Raw genomic sequence first — 19,434 nt, forward strand, 5'->3', positions numbered from 1 at the left:
GGGAATGCCTCCTGTGATGTTTTCTGTGGTTACTAAATATCATAAGGGAAGGCATTCCCTATTTCTATACAATTCAGAAATCTTTTATGCATTTACACAAGATATTTTACGCTCTCAAATTTTGATTTTGATTGTCAATGACTTCATCAATTAGATCATTTTGTTGCTTAGTCAAAGACTTGATTGGACTATATTTAACCAGTTCTTGAGTTCTTAATTTTTCAATTGTAGGAGTATTGACCCAACCATTAGGGAATAACTCGTTTTCCCAAAAAGGTAATACAACTTCTGTAGAAATCCTCTCTCGGCCGCGATATTCAGTAATACTATTACCATTCGTTAAATTAATAACGTCATCACTATTAAACTGTACTGATTGTTTTTGAGTGCCAGGATTATCAGCCGTAAAGAAAGTAATTAATTGATTTTCTACATCATCCAAGGCCGAACCATTAAAATAAGCCGAAAATAAAACAATGACTTTATTAAAATTTGCCTTATTGAATTTCTTTTCATTACCAGAAAAATGCTCTTTATTGCGAGTCAAAAAGTGTTTAGTTTGACCAATGTAAACTTTTTTTGACTGCACTCCTCTGTATATATAAATGGCTTCATTATTCATTAAAGCATTTTTTAAAGACTCTCTAAGGCTATCCAATCCTTGGATATTACCTTTTCTTATTGATAAAGTTACACAGAAATACTTGGCCATTCTTAATTCTCCATTATCACTAATTAAATTTTTAAAACACTTCGAACATGCTGCTCAGTATCCTTATCCAGAAAATACAAACCCAATCCTTTTGTAGCACGTGTTAGTAAGATTCGATAAATATTTTTCATTATATTTATTGCATCTTCTGATGATATATTAGATAATTCATCCCTTAAAGTCTCATCTTTAAGAAAATTAAGATCAAATTTCCAACGTTTTTCAGCCGAATTCCATTTAAAATCCTTGCCCCAAATAAAACCTACATTATCAAACTCAAGGCCTTGAACCGTATAAATACATCCTACTTTATCTATTTCTCCTGAATCAACACTTTGCTTGCCACTTGATAAATACCATTCAGCCTGATCCCGTCGACTGCCTGGGTTCCAGTCTTTAGTAAAATATTTTTGACCCACTTTAATCGATATTCCTTTCGGTTTCCACTCCCAATCAAAGGGTGCAATCAATTTATTTCGACTGCGTTGATTTTCAAGTGCATCCACTTTCAAAAAATGTTCTAGCTGAATTGGTGTTTCAAACACCTTCAATTTTAGAGGACTCTTCAAGCTTATCTTTTCTTCACTACCATATAGTAATGAGTCTAAACATTTTACAATATTTCCTTGAAGCCCTGATCTTTCTTGAGTAATCAGATTCTGAGGGAAAAACTCAATTTCTTTTCCCCGTGCAAAATCTTTAAATGACGCTACTGTGCCTTTCTCACTTGGCAAAACACGTTGCTTATCATCTTGCAATATAATTACCAAATCAGCTCTATTAAACACAAGGCCAAGTTCTTTATCTATGTTTTGAATTCGGTGAGCCTCGTCAATAATAACAACATCACCGTCTTCCGGTATGTCAGAATCGAAAAGGTAGGGCACCGAAAGCTTAATTTCTTTAGCAATTACAGCGTGTACAGTTTTACTGCGCGGTAAAGCATACGTAGCTTTAACTTGTCTGAAAATCTCCGTTGTTGCTTTTTTTATACCTGAACTTGAATGAGAAATTACCGAATCAACATTTATATCTCGATTAAAGATTTTCACATAAGCATACAACAAATGGAGTCCAACAATAGTTTTACCTGTACCTGGATCTCCTGATATCACAATCATCTGTTTGTGACTCCGTTTATTATGTGTACGCGCATATCTTAACTGGCGCATTTTTTCTTGAACAAATTTGTCTACATTTTTCTGCTCAAATATCATATTTGCATTCCTTTTACCATCTAAAGCATCCTTTAATCCTGATAAGTCAGCTAAAACTAATTTATATTCAGCCTTTACAAAATTAAGTGCAAACTGATGATTCATTTGCGAAGTCAGTAGGCCAGATAACTTTCTTTCAAGTTTCTCAAAATCATCTTCTCCAAATATTAGGTTGCTATCTTTAAACCACGCTTTATATCGATCTGATATTAATTTATCAGTATCGATACAATTATGCATAAACACAACTGCCTGCACATCCGTATTCTTTTTACCTTTAACGACCGAATTATATGCCAATAAACTATCTTTATATTCTTTAACTTGCTCTAACGGATGCCTGCGTACAACATATTTTCCATTACTTATTGGAACCGCAACATCCAATGGTATGTACAATGAGTCTTCTACGTCTACTTCATCCGGTTTACCAATATATGACCATTGCTTTAATTCAAAGATAACAAGTGTATTTTCACCATTTTGATTAGTGCCAATCAAAATTGCATCCATTCTTCCAGCCGTACCAATGGCCGGATATTCAAAAACAATATCTAATTTTCCCAGCCCAGCAGCACTAATTACCTTTAAAAGAACTGGCAGTGAATTTTCCCATGAACGATATTCAGCATCGGAGGTATTAATTGCATCTTCACCATGTTCATATTGCCATAATTCGTTAGGTAACTTCTTAGATTTACATTCCTCAAGAGCATTGTTTACAGTTTTTAATACACCATTCATAACTGAATCATCTCCTTAAAGTATTCTTTATGTGCGTTTCCCCTGTACATACGAAATTATTTTATCTGTACAGTAATCTATCTAAATAAATACTTACAATACCTGAATACTTTACTTTCTTATAAAAATACGGTGGCTATCTTTAGTCACCGCAATTATATACGTATTAATAGTGCCATTACCATGTCAATTCTTTTGATTTTAATTTTACTTCTAAATCATCTCATTTTTTAAAGATACATCCAGAACTGATTTAACCCTCTTTCTAATCTGAAAGTAGGTTTGAACCTGCGGATAAGCAATTTCTATAAGTGAAATATTATGGACCTTACAAAAATTTTTCTTAATTTTATCTCTGTGTTTTAATCCCAAAAAGTTTTGCTCTCCTCCAAAAAATTTAATTGGCTGAAAGTGCTGTATCCCTTGGTATTCAATCAAACATCTTAACGACCCATCATCATTAAACACTGCAAAATCAAACGGTAAATAATCTTTATCCTTACACTCATCAATTTTATACTGCTCTTCATATATATACTTCTCTTTTTTTAAATATGCCTTTATAACTTTTTCTCCTCGAGATCCATAACATGAAGGACATCCATGCCCATCAAAAATATCCGCAGGATTAGCCTCCCATTTTCGATTACAAATCTTACATAAAAATTGAGTGGCTTTGCTTGTCCCCCTAAATTCTCCTACCATCTCTATCTGGCCATTGCTAATCTTTGTCACTCTTTGAATTGCTCTTGCTTTTGTCAATTTAATATGATGCTGACAATTTACTCCGATTCTTAGACGCAAATATGGTGCCAATGTCGTTTCATATTTTAAATTACAATTTCTACACCTTATCCAAACTTTCTTTCTCAGGCCTTCATATTTAGTTAAAATTTCGAATTGCTTTTCCTGTTTGATATCTAAAAGTTGCTGAACTTCCTCCTGAGAATATTTAGCCTTTTTGTGTTTACAATTTTCACCAATCCTATGAGATAAAAATGGACCAGAGATAGTAAAATATTCAAAACCACATTTTCGACATCGAAAAATATGATTAACCATTGAACCTTTATACGGCCCAATAAGTTCATACTGTTTTTCTTGAGTTTTATCAATCCTACTCTGAAGCTCTTGTGTATTATTGTTTCGATTTTTATGCTCACAATTAACACCAACCAACGGCTTCGACAAAAAGGTATCTAGAGGTGAACGATATATAAATCCACAATCTCGACACAATACTTTGTACTTATGTTTTCTACCTGCTTCAGGATCATACTCATCTATCAATTCATATTTACCATCTTGATACGTATCCAAAGCTCGTTGCACTTGTTCTGAATTTACATAAATCAGATTGTACTTATGGTGCTCACAATTTTTACCGATTCTTTTATTAATCATATCAACACAGCGTCTGTAATATTCAAAACCACAGATGCGACATTTAAATTTATTTTTCTTGATCATCCCATTATAGTTATCCAATAATTCGTATTGATTTTCTTGAACTTCATCTATCCTTTTTTGCACTTCCGTAGTGTTTAAATGCTTGTTAAGATGTCTACAATTTTTCCCTACTCTTCCACTGTTAGTAAATTGTCCAAGTTGATCATTATATGAAAAGCCACAAATACGACACGTAAATTTACAATTTTTAGCTGCACCATGGAACCCCGATACTTTATATTGTGAGTTTTGCATCTTATCTACTCGATTTTGTACTTCTTCTATTGTCAGTCGATGGTAATGTTTGCAGTCTTTGCCAATTCGTCTCTTTTGCCAAAATTCATTTGCAAAAGTATTGTATTCAAAGCCACATTTTCGACATCTAATAGTGATTTTTATTTTCGTGCTAGTAAAATGATCAATTACCTCATACTGAACATCTTGTGCATCATCAATTTTACGTTGAACATCTTCAGTAGTGTAAGTGACACGTTTACCACGACCGTGTTTGCAATTGTTACCAATCAATTTACCTTTGAAAAAATCACCTGCAACACGAAAGTATTCATGTCCGCAATCTCGGCAAATAATGGATACTTTCTTATCCCAAGCTTCATAGGTACTCTGTAATTCATATTGACCCTTTTGCATTATATCAAGTTTTTTTTGAATATCTGCATTGGTAAGTTTCTTATTAGCCATGCTCCATCTCCACCTTGTTTTTATGAGAAAATTAGAATTTCTATATTTAAACATAGATTTACTCAAATGTACATAACTAAATTATTATTAAACAGATAGGAAATAATTATATTTTCACTTTCAAATAATTATTGGACAATTTAACCACGAAAATCGAAAAATTATTAAACAGAACACTTAATAATAATAAAAAACACCCCAAAACTTTTGTTTTAGGATGCCATAGTGTTCGTATAATTTATTTATTTTCTATAACATTACTATGAAGGCCTGAATCAAAACGAAACGCTACGCTCGTTTTGATTCAACGTGAAATTATTTGCTTCGCAAAAATTCCACTTAAACGATGTGTTTACAGTTTACACTTATTTTTCACAGTTATTGCTGACTGTCATCAATGATTAAATATAAAAGTTAAAATAGAAAACACTATAAACAGAATCCAATCATCATTAAAAGCTATTATGCCGGTATTCTTGAGTTGACAATTCAGTGTAAACTACTCCATCAAAACCTTTCATACCCTCGTTGAGATGTTCCATTTATCTTTTTATTATTTTGTTTCCAACTTTTTTGATTATCCATAACATATTTAATTTTTTGTGCTAGTTTACGATCATGAACTAAATTTATATTGTCTCCTAACTCATCCGCAATATTTCTGGAAGTTATAAAATCTTCTTTCCAAGTGTCAAGAATCTCTGCAATTCGAGCTTCAATTTCATCTACATACATAAATTGCTCACGATTTTTCTCCAACATTTTTTCTTGTTCCTTGCTCAAGCCAAAATCAAATCCATCCTTATAATAAAATGTAAATTCTCCCCATAGTTGATCAATATAATCTTGTTTTAAATCATAAAACGGATGAAGTTCTTGATTACTCTTATTCGTCCTAATGGGCAAAAAGCGTCGATCACCAGTCCTGTCTTTTAAATATGTTAACTGATTTGTAGTTCTTGCGATGACAAAACCTTTATCATGTTTTTCTATGACTTTCCCGTAAGGCTTTCGATACTCAACTCTTTGTTGAGAAATAAATTTCTTTAACGACGCAAAATCCGTTCTCTGACTGACTGTCATTTCATCGTCATTAACAATCCAAGATCTAACCATCATTGCGAGATCATCCTTATTAGTGAAACTAGTGAACGAGTCGGTATACAGTCCATTCGCCATTTTTTTCAAGAGGGTTGTTTTCCCAATACCTTGTCCTCCTACTAGATCTAAAACTTGATCAAATTGCATGGTAGGATCAAATGCTTTCCCGACACACCCGACAAAAAACTGTTTTGTGATTAGTGTTGTAATATCGTCTTTTTTAGCACCTAAATATTTAGGTAAAAACTCCTGAGCTCTTTCCACATGATCCCAATTACGATCCGCTGCTTCTAAATAATCAACAACTGGATTATAACTATTGTTTCGAGACACATTTGTTACTGCTTTCCAAAAGACATTATCATTAAAAATAAGTCCATATCTTAGCTCGATACTATCCAATATTGCTGGCTCGATTGAATCTGTGAGATCACCTTTTCTTATATGCAGGTCAGGAACGTCACGTGTTACTTCTATTTCATTAGAAAATTCATTAAACGCAAAGAGTTCTTTTAACAATGGATCTTCTTCCAAAATGAGACGAAAATTAAGCGTGCTATTGGTCAATACAAAACCATTATTTCCTTTTCTCAGTTTTAATTTGATTTTTTCTTCCCCTGATAAACCATCTTTCTCTTTTTTGATTAATTCGCTAATAATAAGATCCTCCTAGTAAATTTTTGCTTCCTACTTAATTGCTTTCCATTACAAATCTTCATAGAGCCTAAACATAAGTGTTATTAATTTCTACCACATCATTGCCCTCACTGTGTATCTATTTAATAATCAAATTTTTCGTAGAAATCAATACACTCTTGTTTAGATATTCTTCTTAATGAACCGATTGTTATTACTTTTAATCCTGCTGGAATATACTTTCTCTCTAAAGTTGAGCGAGAGCAATTCAAAAACTCCGCTGCTTGTTTGATAGTCAAATACTCTGGATAACTGTTAACGATATTTAACTCCTTGACAGCCTCTGTAGCTGTGTCTTTAAACTGCTGAAGCAACTGTGATGAAAAATCATCCGTTAGCGAAACCATTACGTCCATTAATTAATCAATCCCCTTTTTCTAAGTTTTTTAGACAGCTTCAACATCATATATCTAAATTTCTTAGATGTCAATATCTAAATTTCTTAGATTTTCAATCCTTTCTGTGTTAAACTTAATCCATAAACTTATTAATAGAGGTGATTTTTTGAATACCCATAATCGAATTAAAGAACTCAGAAAAAAAAATAAGCTAACTTTAGACCAAATGTCTGAATTAGTGGGTATAAAACGTGGGACATTAAATAACTACGAAAACGAGAAAACAGAACCCAAGCTTAAAACGTGGGAAAATCTTGCTACCTTTTTCAAAGTCCCAATCACCTACATTCAGGGGCTATCCAACGATGAAGAAGGTTGGAAAGAATGGGAGAAAAATACTGGTCTAACACAGAAACAGATCAAAAAAGAGATTGAAACACAAAAAAGCACTGGGGAAATAACTTCCTCAATGTCAACTCAGCAACAAATTCAAAGTGCTGTTAATGTTTTGATGGGATCAGGTACAAAAGATCTACGTGTAGTGGAATCAGCTTACGATACTCTGTTTGAACTCGAACAGAGGATAAATACATCTTATTTCGGTTCAAATAAAGTTGATCTTTTAAACTTAAAACAACATTCATCATCGAATAAAGAACCCAATGATGTATATAAAGACCTCATTAATATCATTCAAAGTGCTAAAAATGATATTCAAAATCTAAAGAATCGCTATAACCTATCGTAAAAAATAACTACTTCATCATTGCCCTCACTAACGTAAAGATGGAGGAATTATAATGACAAACGCAATAAAATCATATAGTAAAAAAGGTAAAAAGTATTATAAATTCCAAGCATATTTGGGTACAGACCCAATCACTGGGAAGAGAAAACAAGTATCACGATCTGGCTTTAACTCAGCTAAAGTAGCAAAAACTGAATTAGACAGGCTTCAATACGAAGCTGAACATGCTGATCCATTTCAAGATGATCAAATCACATATGGTGAGGTCTACGATATGTGGTACAAAGCATGGTCAGCAACTGTAGTAGAAAGCACCCAAAATAAGGTTTTAGGAACCTTTAAGTATCATATTTCTCCTGTTTTCAAAGATCTTCCTATTACGAAGATTAATGTACGTTTTTGTCAGCAATTCGTCGATAAAATTTCTGAAAGTACAAAAAGCATGTACAGTCTGAAAAAAATATGTTCCTATACTGGTGCCGTTTTTAGACATGCAATCCGATTAGGTTACATTCAAAACAATCCAATGTCACTAGTCATTCGACCTAAAAAAGAAGTTAAACAGAGTGATAATTACTGGAATAAAGAACAATTGTTGAGATTCCTAAATGTATTAGACACTGACTACTTAGATCAACCAATGATGCGAGCCTTTTTCCATTTATCAGCTAATACTGCTGCTAGAAAAAGTGAATTACTTGCGCTTCAATGGAAAGATATCAACTTTACTGAACACTCTATTTCAATTAATAAAACAATCACTAGAGCTCTTGATAATAAGCAAAAAATAGGCAAACCCAAAACGGCTAATGCTTATCGGACACTTTATATTGATAGCAAGATGGTCGAATTGCTTAAAGATTGGAAGAATCAACAAAAAGAGATTTTGAATCATTCTGAAATAATTAACATTAATCAATTTGTATTTTCGACTTCTAAGGAAAAAATGATATCGGTAATGACACCAAATCACTTTCTGAAGAACATAATTAAGAAATACCACCTTAAATATATTAATGTTCATGGAATTCGCCATACTGTGGCATCATTGCTAAGCCAATCAGGGATTCCCGTTAAACAAGTTCAACTACAATTGGGTGATGCGGATGTTTCTGTTGTGTTAAATACGTATACTCACGTTGATGACGCTTTGAAAAAAGAAACGACTAAAAAGTATAGTCAGTTCTTGTCAGAATAGCTGATTTCTGTAAATTTTCTGTAAGAAAAAAGTGAATCCCTGATGTAACAAGGATTCACTACCTATTATTGCGCCCCCCGAGAGTCGAACTCGGATCATGAGGACCGAAATCTCATGTGCTATCCATTACACTAAGGGCGCCCAACACAACTATGATAGCGGTGTTGACGGGAGATTTCAAGCATTAACGCATGCCTGCAATCTTTGCGGCTGCTTCTTGGAGGTACAAAAATAACGCATCGTTGCTGGCTTTGAAATCACTTACGAAGGAGTCAGTCTGCGGTTTGACCGTTTGGATCGGCTTTTTCATGATATCGGTAACTTCCAGGTTGTCGCCTTGCCACTGGGCTGAATCATAGTGGCCTTCCTCGGCGAACTCGAGATAAGCCTGAAATGAGGCCAGCACTGTTTTTTTGATCACATCAGCTTCGGTAGCTGTTTCACCGTTTGCCTGGCGACGGGCAACTTCTTTTTTAACTTCGTCCATCGTTTCTGGTACGTCAATTTCCATGATTAAGTCCTCTTTTCATTATACTCTCCAAGCTATTTTAGCATGATATTTTACAAAACTCGCGTTAAATTTTCCTGAAGAAGTTCATTGCTTAAAAATATCCCCGTACCGCCTAAAGTCTTGGGTCAAACTTGGCTTATTTTAAGATTCAAAAATGAATAACAAATTAAAATATCCTCTGTATTTTCTCATCAAATCAGGTAAACTAGTGACTAAAGAGACCTGATTCTGTATATCAATAAGGAGGATATTATGACACTCTTATACCGGAGTACCCGTGGCGATGCAGCCGATGCACTGACCGCATCCGCAGCAATTTTACAAGGCTTAAGTCCAGACGGCGGCCTCTATGTGCCGACTGAAACGCCTCAACTCGATTTAGATCTTAAACAGCTCCCCACCATGACTTACCAGACAGTTGCCACAAAGGTCCTCAAAGCCTTTCTGACCGACTTCACCGACGCTGAAATCAGCGCTTGCGTCAAGGCGGCCTACGATGACAAATTCGACGATCCACTGATTGTGCCACTCAGCCACCACGGTGACGACTACTATCTGGAACTGTTTCATGGCGCTACCATTGCCTTTAAAGACCTGGCACTGTCCATTCTGCCGCATCTGATGACTACCGCAGCCAAAAAGAACCATTTTAAAAAGGAAATCGTAATCTTAACGGCCACTTCTGGTGACACTGGTAAGGCCGCTATGGCCGGTTTCGCCGACGTTCCTGGCACAAAGATCATCGTCTTCTATCCCAGCCAAGGGGTCAGCGCGATTCAAAAACAGCAGATGATCACCCAAGTTGGTGAAAATACTTACGTGGTCGCCATTAACGGAAATTTTGACCAAGCTCAGACTAACGTGAAAGAAATTTTCAACGATGCTGATTTCAAAACACAGCTCGCCACCCACGGCTTCCAATTTTCTTCCGCTAACTCGATCAACATTGGCCGGTTAGTGCCGCAAGTAGCCTACTACTTCTACGCCTATGGTCAGCTGGTTAAGCAAGGTGCTGTCAAAAACGGCGACCCGGTTAACTTTAGCGTGCCAACCGGGAACTTCGGCGACATTTTAGCCGGTTACTACGCCAAGCAGTTAGGCTTACCGGTCAACCGGTTGATCTGCGCGTCAAATCAAAATAACGTTTTGACTGATTTCTTCCAGACTGGCTACTATGACCGTATCCGGCCGTTCTTTACTACAACTTCGCCGTCAATGGATATCTTAGTTTCCAGTAATCTGGAACGCCTGATCTTCCTCGCAACTGGCGAAGACGCTGACCAAACCACGGCTTACATGCATGAACTGGAAAAAACGGGCCACTACCAGATTAAGCCAGCCGTGCTGAAAAAATTGCAAATGACCTTTTCAGCAGGCTTCGCTAGTGGTGATGCAGATCGTCAAGCCATTGCGACTGTTTTCAGTAAGTCTGACTTTGCCATTGATCCACATACGGCGGTGGCGAAAGCCGTGGCTGACCAATATCGGCAGGCAACCAACGATGATCATCCCATGGTCATTGTCTCAACGGCCAGTCCGTATAAATTTCCGAATGCCGTTCTCAGCGCCATTGAAGGCCACGCGGTCGAAGTGGACGGCCTAGACGCTGTCAAACAGCTGCAAGACCACATCCAGGTTCCCTTACCAAAAGCGATTAAAACCCTCTTTCAAGCAAAGATTCGCCACAACACCACCGTGCAGCCCGACGAAATGCAGGCTGCAATCACAAAAATTCTGAAAATTGAATAGGTAAAGCTATTCAAATTATATAAATACAGTTATACTTTAATAGTCAAATGTTTAAGTAACCGAGGTGAAAGTTAGTGGCAGAAATCAAGAAGGATTATTTAACCGTCTCAACCTATAACGCCATTCTCCATCGCCAGCTTCAACGTGATATGAACCAACTGCTGATCAAGGATAAATTACCCGTCAATATTACTGAAATGTATCTGATGGTCCTTATCCTCGAAAGTCAACCGATCAGCCAGCGCCGGGCATCCACTACGTTAGCTGTTGATGAAGGTCTGATGACCCGAATGGTTAAACACTTAGCTGCACTAGGCCTCATTCATAAGGAAGCAGCCGCCACAGACAAGCGTGTTAAAGAATTAACGCTGACTGAAGATGGCGAAAAGCTGCTGGATTACGGCCTATCTAAAGTCAACGAGTGGTGGGAATCCATTGAACCGGATTTAAAAGATATCGATATCAATAATCTCGGGCGTGAACTTTTTGATATTTCAAAAGTGGTTCTATCCGATCGACATCAAACAGCGCTGGGAACTGACCGTACCGATTCAGAACTGGAGAAGTAAGCACCCCTCTCCCAACGATTAAAATTTAAAAATCCGCTAACGGCACACACTGCGCGTTAACGGATTTTTTGATATCGTCAGGTACTGACCAATCAGTCCTGACTGGTATTTTCGCCCACAAACGACTACGCTATATTTGAATAAATCTAGTAAGGAGTGATTGATAATATGGCACGAACAGTAAGTATCGCTCAGGCACGTCAGGGCGATTCACACACGATTAAAGAAGTTGGCATTCCTTCATTAGTATTAATGGAACGAGCCGCATTAGGCGCAACTGGCCGGTTATTAAATGGCGATTTTGATCTCACCAACGTTTTAGTCTTCGCCGGTACCGGTAATAACGGCGGTGACGGTCTGGCAATTGCACGGATGCTGTACGTCCGCGGCGTCAAGGTCACCATCATGCTGACTGGGTCAGAAGACCGCACTTCTACTGAAACGGCTCAGCAACTCAAGAGCCTGCATTACTATCAGATCCCGGTGATTCCAGCAAGTACTGACTTAGCCGGCTATACCACGATCGTTGACGCGATCTTCGGTGTCGGTTTGGATCGACCGGTCGGCGGTAAATTTGCCGACTGGGTCAACGCCATCAACGCCTCATCCGCCAAGATCTTCAGTGTGGATGTCCCTTCTGGCTTGAACGCGGATACCGGCGAACCACAGGGTGCCACGGTAAAAGCCACCGCTACCAGTACGTTTGCCTACGCCAAGAACGGCTTTGTGACCGCTCAAGGCAAGCAGTATACTGGTGAGCTATTTGTGGAAGACATTGGTGTCTATCTCGATGATCATTACGAAGGCTAATTGAAATCGCTAAAAGGACTTAGGACTGGTTAATATTCCAGCTCTAAGTCCTTTTCATTTACTCAAAATCGTTACTATTCGCCCGCAATCGCCTTGATGGCCGCCGCGTAAATGTCCATTGCGGTAAACATCTTTTCCAGTTCCCACTGTTCATCTACTTGGTGCATGTAGTCCGCCACTCCCGGCAGCATTGCGCCAAACGCCACGCACTGGTTCATCGTCCGCGCGTAGGTTGCCCCGCCAGAAACTTGCGGTTCGGTGGCATCACCCGTCACTTCCCGATAAACGGTCATCAATTTTTCAACTAATTCGCTGTCCTTTGGTACGTATAGCGGTGCTAAATAGTCGAAATCTTCATAACGATACCCGTATTCAGCAATTTTGTGCGTCATTTTTTCAATCAGGTCATCGTGATCCACGGTGACCGGAATCCGCATGTCGACTTGCATCCGGGTCTCTTCTGGACTAACTTCAATGTTTGAAATGTTGATCGTTAAATGACCAGATGCTTCATCCGCCACGTCACCCATTAGGTTCGCACCGGTAGCATCTTCTTTGAAACAGCGCCCAATCAACCCCAGCGGGCCATCCGGGAAAACTTGGTCTAACGCCATTGCCAGGCGCAACACCGCGTTAGTCCCTTCCGATGCCAGCATGGCATGGACGGCGTTGCCAGTCACGGTGATGCCATTTTTTCCCGTTTCGTAGTCAAAACCGAAACCGTCCAGCGCGGCCTTAACTTCTGCCAGCTTGGGCCCGTTGTACTGGGCCTTAGCCGGCACCGCATTAAAGGCGTTTTGCATTTTCAGACTAAATTCACTACTGCCGGGGCCCACAAAGTAGGACTGTTGCAGGCCCTTTTCTGCGTAGGTCACTGGAAACGCTGAATCCGGTGCGATCCCATGAGTGATGGGTTCTTCTTTTTGCTGATAAACCGCAATCCCGCGCCAGAGGGTCTCTTCATCCGTTCCGAAGATAAATCGGATTCGTTCCTTAAAGGTCACGCCGGCATCCATCAGCGCTTTAACCGCGTACAGTGCTGCCACCGATGGCCCCTTATCATCTTGAACGCCACGCCCATACATCACACCGTTTTCAACGACGGCGCTAAATGGTGCGTGAGACCAGTCAGCCGCGTCACCAGCCGGCACCACGTCCACGTGACCTAAGATACCGAAAATAGTATCGCCTTCACCGACTTCGGCATAACCGTAGTTGCCGTCTGGATCCGTATAAGTTTTAAAACCCAGTTCCGAGCAGATCTGCATCATTTCATCTAGCGCGTCTCTGATCGGTTGACCAAACGGTGCGCCAGGGGCTGGCTCAGTGGTACTAGAAGGGTGCTTTACCAGCCGCTTGATGGCTTCTACGGCGGCTTTTTGGTGGGTTGCTTTGATGTATGGTTGCATGGATATGACCTCCCTTTTGTTTCTCTCTTTTACATATTACATAGTCGAATCGGGTTTCAGTAAGCAGAGACTCAACATTGCCGAATCGGGCTACAACAAGCAGATTCAACATTGCCGAATCAGGCTACAACAAGCAGAGAGCTGCATGTAAGTCAATTCCGGCATAAATCCAAGTTCGGGATTTTTGCCGGAATCGTCTTACACTACGCTCTCTACCCGCTTGTCTCCGCACCTTACAGAATTGCCAGTATTCCCAAGAATACACAAGTCACAATGAACAGATAAATCATCAGTTTTGCGATCCACTTCCACCAAACACTGATGTTAATGTGGGCAATGGCTAAGGCACCCATCACAACGCCTGAAGTTGGGGTAATTAGGTTTACCCAGCCAGACGCTGCTTGGTACGCTGTAATGACTACGCTGCCATCAACGCCAGCGAATTTACCCATCGGTCCAATGATCCCCATGGTTGCCGATGCCAGCCCAGACGTTGACGGAATCAGGAACGACATTGGAATGTAGAAGATATACGTGATGATAATGAAGACACTTTCTGAAAGACCCTTCAGTCCCATTTCACCCCAGTGCAACACTGTATCGGTGATCAGACCGTCGTTCATTACCACTTGAATTCCCCGCGCCACCGCCACGATGATGGCTACGCTCAGGAAGTCTTTCATCCCACCCAGAAACGCGTCGATAAATTCGGCTTCCTTCATCTTATAAACAAACATGATGATCACTGCCATTAATAGAAACAGCATGGTAATTTCTGAGAAGTACCAGTCACCCATCGGCACCATGTCGCTACCTAAAATATTCCCCAGAATTGGAATGCCTGACAGCCACTTAGTCGCCGTTTCGAAGAAAGTCCATTTATCGTTAATCGTGCTCCACGGAATCAGCCCGATGATCATCAGCAGGAATGTGAGTCCGAATAAACTCAGAACCCATTTTTGCCGTCCCGTCATCGTGCCGGCATCATCCGCGTCTTTGACAGAAAAGCGATCCAGATCCTTTTCACGCTGTTCGAACACGGCCGACTTGCTTGGGTCCTTTTCCACCTTGGATGCGTACCGGTAAACGTACCAGATTCCCACAACCAGCGTGATCACCAGCAGCATTAACCGTGGGAAGATTCCTTGCCCCATAGAAAGGTCCAGCGTCTGACTCGCCACCCCGGTCGCAAACGGGTTCACCGTCGATGCCAGTACCCCAATCTGTGAGCCAACCAGAATAATGGCCACCGCCGTTAACGAATCAAACCCCACCCCGATCATGACCGGAATCAGCAGCGGATAAAACGCAATCGTTTCTTCTGCCATCCCGTAAGTGGTCCCGCCTAACGCAAACAGAATCATTAAAATTGGAATCAACCGTTTTTCCTTACCTTTATATCTGCGGACGACAGCACCGATCCCATCATCCAAAGCCTTGGTCTTGTTGACCACCCCAAGAAAACCACCGATAACGAGAATAAATAGTGAGATCGAGATGGCGCCTTCAGTATGATCATTACCGATCATTCCGTAGATTGGCGACATAAAGACATCCCAGATCCCCTGAGGGTTTGCCGTTACGCTCTTATAAGTATGCGCAATGATATTACCTGCTTTATCTGTGTTATAAGCCCCTGCCGGAATAATCCAGGTGAGAATGGCAACTAAAGTAATGATCATAAACAGAATCGTATAGGCTGACGGCATTTTAAACCGTCTCTTCTTTGGTTCTAGTTTAGGTGCTTGCATCGTCCTCATCTCCTTATTGCGTATTCTTTGACACTTTTAGTCTAGCGAAGATAAGTAACCAAATTATGACTATTTCTTGAAAATTTCAAATTTTTTGTTAATCGTGAGCATTAATCTTTACTTATTAGTTTAATTTATGGTGTCTGACATTGCAGTATTGGCTGAAATCATGGCCTCATTTATTACTGGTTGATTTTGCCATCGTTTATTTTTAAATGATTAATAATCACTTATACCCTAGTATTAAGTTCTCTGGTAAATATGCTATAATCCTTTTGAAAGCGTCACCAAAGGAGGAAATGCAATGGTTGAAGATGGTTTCATGAACATCCAAGATGCAGATTCAGACATTATTGTTGATCTGAAATACGCCACTACGGATAATTTTACTGGCCGCAAGATCTATGACTTTACCACGGCAATTGCACGCACGGGAACCGCTAAGAAACTCGGCAACGCTGCTAAGATCTTAAAGCAGCAGGGTTATCGCATCAAAGTCTGGGATTCCTACCGTCCAGTCGGCGCCCAGGAAAAACTGTTCGAAGTAGTCTCCAACCCCACGTGGGTAGCTGAACCTAACCCGAATTACTCCCATCAAAAAGGGGTGACCTTTGATCTGACTTTGACCGATTTAGACAGTAAAGAAGTCGAGATGCAGTCCGGGTTTGATGATTTTACCGGTAAAGCTGTCCGCAGCTACCCGCGAACCGCCGCTCAGGAAGCCAATTACCAGACCCTCCTTTCAGCAATGACTAAGGCGGGCTTTGTTGGCTATGAAAACGAATGGTGGGATTACCGCGACACCGAAATGGATCAGTACGGCCCGTTAGCTGCCGATCCCAACGATTACGCGAAATCGTAAAAACATGAGCGATATATTAAACATTCAGTCCAAAACTGACTATACTATTAAGTGGTGATTACCACCTCCAAACGATCAGCTCAAGTACGTGGCTCCGCCGAAATTGCGACCAGGCTTGGCTCAAGTGATCACCCTACCAATCTGCCATAGGTTGGAATTGAGTTAACTCAAAAAAGACACCGCCCTTTATGTGAAGGACGGTGCTTTTAGTGTCTCCTATTTTACTGTTCTTGATGATCACTGACTTGTTTGACAAAGGAATGGTCGGGTACCCGAATCAGCGTGAAGCGGTTCGCTAACCGGCCGGCGTGAAGACCAACGCCATTTAGAAAGGTCTTCTTATAGGTCGTTTCAACGACCCCAACCCACGCCTTTTGGTGCTGTTTTTCCATTTCGTTGATTTTCGTCTTATTCCACTTATACGAAGAGGCAACTAGGTTGATTGGGTGGTCACCCGCTGAAACGGTGGCACTGTCACCCGGCACCATGTCTTTTTCACCCTGCGTGTAGAATGTGTAATACTGCGCTGGCTTACGGCCATTACCGGTTTTCACGATCACGTAGTCTGATTTACCGATTGCACTGGTGTCTAAGACCAATGGCTTGTATTGGTAAGCCACGGTCACCCGCTTCGGGTTCAGCTGGCTGACATCCTGAAACAGCGTTGTGTACCCCATCCCCCACAGGCACAGGAGGAAAATGACCAGTTCAATGCTTGATTTAATAATATTTTCCCACGACCAAGAGCGTTTCTCCGTCACCAAAAGCTTCAGCCGACGCACGCGCATATCGTGTACCATCCAAATTAAGTAGATCAATAATAGAAGCCAAAGCCCCATACCAACTAAATTCCATGCTGATTTCATGTTGATTCCTCTCATTCTTATCCCTGATTTAACGCTTTGGTTGTAATGTTTCACCCAAAATAGCGTTTAACTTGCTTCTAGATTATCGAAAGTCACGCTCGAAAACAAGTCCCTAGGTAGAAATGTCTCGCTGACCTATAATAGCATTATACAACATTATTAAGGGGGGTTCCGAAATGTGTACTAGTCTCACGTTAACCGCGGCTGATGGCACTCACTTACTGGCAAGAACGATGGATTTTCCAAACGTTGATCCGTGGCAGCCGACTGTTCTTGAAGCCGGCACGAACTGGCGGCCAATTTTAGGAAAACCACAAACTACGCGGTACCGGATCGTTGGCTCTGCCCGTCATTTAAACGGCTATTCGCTATTTGGCGATGGTCTGAACAGTGCTGGTCTGAGCTGTGCCGAGCTGTACTTTCCTAACCGCGTCACCTATTATGACGCCCCACAAGCTGGGATGACCAATCTCACCCCGCAGGACTTCATTCTTTGGGTCTTAGGTCAGCACCGGAGCATTGCTGAAGTAGCGGCCGACCTGCCAACCGTTGCGTTAGTTGGCCGGGTCTGGTACGCAGAAAACAAGGTCTACCCCTTTCATTGGCTGCTAGCAGACGCCACTGGCGCAACTGCCGTTCTAGAACCCACGGCCCACGCGCTAAAATTAATCGCTGATCCGCTAAACGTGCTGACCAACACGCCCGAACTGGCTGACCATCTGGGCCGCGTGAACCGGTTTTTAAATACCGACAGTGCCCATTTACCAACCGCTGCCAGCCAATGGTTAGCTGAAAACAAGCCCCTACCAGAAGGGCCGATTCCTACCGACCGCTTCATTAAAACTGTAATCAATCTTTGGGGGCAGCCCAAACCGGCAACCGCTGAGGCAGCCGTTGCGGAAGCGGAGACCATTCTAACTCAAGTCATTATTCCCAGACAGGCTGGTAAGCATCCTGCTAACCATAACTTTACCCACTATATTAGTATCATCGATACAACGCATCTGCGCTACTTGCAATTACCGACAGATGACACGTCAAAATCAGAAATTAACCTTTAATTTACTGTAAATAGCGCCCCAAAAACTGCGATTTCAACTAAAATCGCAGTTTTTTTGACTCTTTTTTTGAAAATCTGCCCGAATTTTACCGTGTTTGTTACAAACGTGAAATAAAAGGATACAGCTTGTTATAACGGTGTTCATCGAATCAAGAATTAGGCAATATCCCCTAAAAATTACGTTTCCGTCGTTTTCGTTAACCTAATCGATAATTCACTGCAACACGACTGTAACCTGCAATTGATACACTTAGTCTCGTTGAATTGATTAAGACGAATACGAAATTAAAAAAAAACGACTCATTACTCAAAGATAAAGGGGATATTTAAAATTATGAAGAAATGGTTTGTACGAATCGCATTAACAGCAATTGCAATCTTAGGTATTACGATTGCCACTAATATGACTCATAGCACAACGGCACACGCTGACACCACTAAATCTTATTCACAGGTTTACAATGTTGCTAAACAGCAACTGGGCAAGCGTTACAGTTGGGGCTCAACCGGTCCTTCATCATTTGACTGCTCTGGTTTAACTTCTTACGTTTACAAGAAGGGTGTCTCAAAGCAGATTCCCCGTACTGCCCAAGCGCAGTACAACAAGTTCAAGAAAGTTTCATACGCCCATGCTAAAAAGGGTGATCTGGTCTTCTTTGGTGGCAGTCGCCACAGTATCAGCCACGTTGGGATGTACATCGGTAATGGGAAGATGATCGATGCTCAAAACCGCGGCGTGATCGTGGAATCCGTTAAAGCCCCATGGTGGCACCATGTTGGTACTGCTCGGGTAACTGACTTACAGTAAAAGAGTGGGACAATAGGCGTTTTGCCCCAGAATATAAGACGAAAAATAGGCGAACAATCGTTTCTTGACTGTTCGCCTATTTTTTGACTGATATGGCCGGGGCATGCCGCTTTGTGGCACGTTTATGAGCATAT

General features: G+C 40.5%; 17 protein-coding genes and 1 tRNA gene. 8 read left to right on the forward strand and 10 right to left on the reverse strand.

Annotated features, from left to right (window positions below; all coding sequences use genetic code 11):
• Positions 1-106 precede the first annotated feature (106 nt).
• The 5 genes from CES79_RS07185 to CES79_RS07205 all read right to left on the reverse strand — a co-directional run bounded on the left by CES79_RS07185 (position 107) and on the right by CES79_RS07205 (position 6,977).
• Positions 107-712 (reverse strand): GIY-YIG nuclease family protein, encoded by a 606-nt coding sequence (locus CES79_RS07185; protein WP_089136752.1) that lies wholly within the window; start codon positions 710-712, stop codon positions 107-109.
• A 23-nt stretch (positions 713-735) separates the two neighbouring features.
• Positions 736-2,673, reverse strand: coding sequence for a DNA/RNA helicase domain-containing protein (locus tag CES79_RS07190; protein ID WP_089136753.1), 1,938 nt, complete (start codon positions 2,671-2,673; stop codon positions 736-738).
• Positions 2,674-2,886: 213 nt separating this feature from the next.
• Positions 2,887-4,824 (reverse strand): hypothetical protein, encoded by a 1,938-nt coding sequence (locus CES79_RS07195; RefSeq protein ID WP_089136754.1) that lies wholly within the window; start codon positions 4,822-4,824, stop codon positions 2,887-2,889.
• Between the two features lie 507 nt (positions 4,825-5,331).
• Positions 5,332-6,444 (reverse strand): VapE domain-containing protein, encoded by a 1,113-nt coding sequence (locus CES79_RS07200; RefSeq protein WP_225362345.1) that lies wholly within the window; start codon positions 6,442-6,444, stop codon positions 5,332-5,334.
• Positions 6,445-6,704: 260 nt separating this feature from the next.
• Positions 6,705-6,977, reverse strand: coding sequence for an excisionase family DNA-binding protein (locus CES79_RS07205; RefSeq protein WP_054654431.1), 273 nt, complete (start codon positions 6,975-6,977; stop codon positions 6,705-6,707).
• 148 nt (positions 6,978-7,125) lie between these two features.
• Between CES79_RS07205 and CES79_RS07210 the strand changes: the two genes are divergently transcribed.
• Both CES79_RS07210 and CES79_RS07215 read left to right on the forward strand, forming a co-directional pair.
• Positions 7,126-7,707 carry a helix-turn-helix domain-containing protein gene (locus CES79_RS07210; protein WP_159459474.1) on the forward strand — a complete coding sequence of 194 codons (582 nt, stop codon included), beginning with the start codon at positions 7,126-7,128 and terminating at the stop codon, positions 7,705-7,707.
• Positions 7,708-7,759: 52 nt separating this feature from the next.
• Positions 7,760-8,905 (forward strand): tyrosine-type recombinase/integrase, encoded by a 1,146-nt coding sequence (locus CES79_RS07215; protein ID WP_089136757.1) that lies wholly within the window; start codon positions 7,760-7,762, stop codon positions 8,903-8,905.
• Positions 8,906-8,974: 69 nt separating this feature from the next.
• Here CES79_RS07215 and CES79_RS07220 read toward each other — a convergent pair.
• Positions 8,975-9,046: transfer RNA gene (locus CES79_RS07220), tRNA-Arg, on the reverse strand.
• 43 nt (positions 9,047-9,089) lie between these two features.
• On the reverse strand, positions 9,090-9,416 hold the full coding sequence (locus CES79_RS07225; protein WP_089136758.1) for a hypothetical protein: 327 nt from the start codon (positions 9,414-9,416) through the stop codon (positions 9,090-9,092).
• Positions 9,417-9,668: 252 nt separating this feature from the next.
• Between CES79_RS07225 and thrC the strand changes: the two genes are divergently transcribed.
• The 3 genes from thrC (at position 9,669) to CES79_RS07240 (ending at position 12,544) form a co-directional block, all read left to right on the forward strand.
• A complete protein-coding gene (gene thrC, locus CES79_RS07230; RefSeq protein ID WP_089136759.1) occupies positions 9,669-11,165 on the forward strand; it encodes a threonine synthase in 1,497 nt (498 codons plus the stop codon).
• Between the two features lie 74 nt (positions 11,166-11,239).
• Complete coding sequence (locus tag CES79_RS07235; protein ID WP_054654442.1) at positions 11,240-11,734, forward strand: MarR family winged helix-turn-helix transcriptional regulator; 495 nt, start codon at positions 11,240-11,242, stop codon at positions 11,732-11,734.
• 168 nt (positions 11,735-11,902) lie between these two features.
• Entirely contained in the window at positions 11,903-12,544 is a 642-nt protein-coding gene (locus CES79_RS07240; RefSeq protein ID WP_054654444.1) for an NAD(P)H-hydrate epimerase, read from the forward strand.
• Between the two features lie 74 nt (positions 12,545-12,618).
• Here CES79_RS07240 and CES79_RS07245 read toward each other — a convergent pair whose 3' ends face one another.
• Positions 12,619-13,953 (reverse strand): M20 family metallopeptidase, encoded by a 1,335-nt coding sequence (locus tag CES79_RS07245; protein ID WP_054654446.1) that lies wholly within the window; start codon positions 13,951-13,953, stop codon positions 12,619-12,621.
• 233 nt (positions 13,954-14,186) lie between these two features.
• Positions 14,187-15,713, reverse strand: a complete 1,527-nt coding sequence (locus CES79_RS07250) for a YfcC family protein (protein WP_408005808.1) — start codon at positions 15,711-15,713, stop codon at positions 14,187-14,189.
• A gap of 295 nt (positions 15,714-16,008) precedes the next feature.
• Here CES79_RS07250 and CES79_RS07255 point away from each other — a divergent pair, with 295 nt between their 5' ends.
• Entirely contained in the window at positions 16,009-16,566 is a 558-nt protein-coding gene (locus tag CES79_RS07255; RefSeq protein ID WP_054654450.1) for a M15 family metallopeptidase, read from the forward strand.
• A gap of 221 nt (positions 16,567-16,787) precedes the next feature.
• Here the strand turns inward: CES79_RS07255 and CES79_RS07260 are convergent, their stop codons facing one another.
• Positions 16,788-17,432, reverse strand: a complete 645-nt coding sequence (locus CES79_RS07260; protein ID WP_054654452.1) for an LVIS_2131 family protein — start codon at positions 17,430-17,432, stop codon at positions 16,788-16,790.
• A 176-nt stretch (positions 17,433-17,608) separates the two neighbouring features.
• Here CES79_RS07260 and CES79_RS07265 point away from each other — a divergent pair, with 176 nt between their 5' ends.
• Both CES79_RS07265 and CES79_RS07270 read left to right on the forward strand, forming a co-directional pair.
• A complete protein-coding gene (locus CES79_RS07265; RefSeq protein WP_089136760.1) occupies positions 17,609-18,493 on the forward strand; it encodes a linear amide C-N hydrolase in 885 nt (294 codons plus the stop codon).
• A gap of 333 nt (positions 18,494-18,826) precedes the next feature.
• On the forward strand, positions 18,827-19,300 hold the full coding sequence (locus CES79_RS07270) for a C40 family peptidase (protein ID WP_089136761.1): 474 nt from the start codon (positions 18,827-18,829) through the stop codon (positions 19,298-19,300).
• The last annotated feature ends 134 nt before the right edge of the window (positions 19,301-19,434 follow it).

Origin of the sequence: Secundilactobacillus silagei JCM 19001, assembly GCF_002217945.1 — a bacterium.
Taxonomy (GTDB): domain Bacteria; phylum Bacillota; class Bacilli; order Lactobacillales; family Lactobacillaceae; genus Secundilactobacillus; species Secundilactobacillus silagei.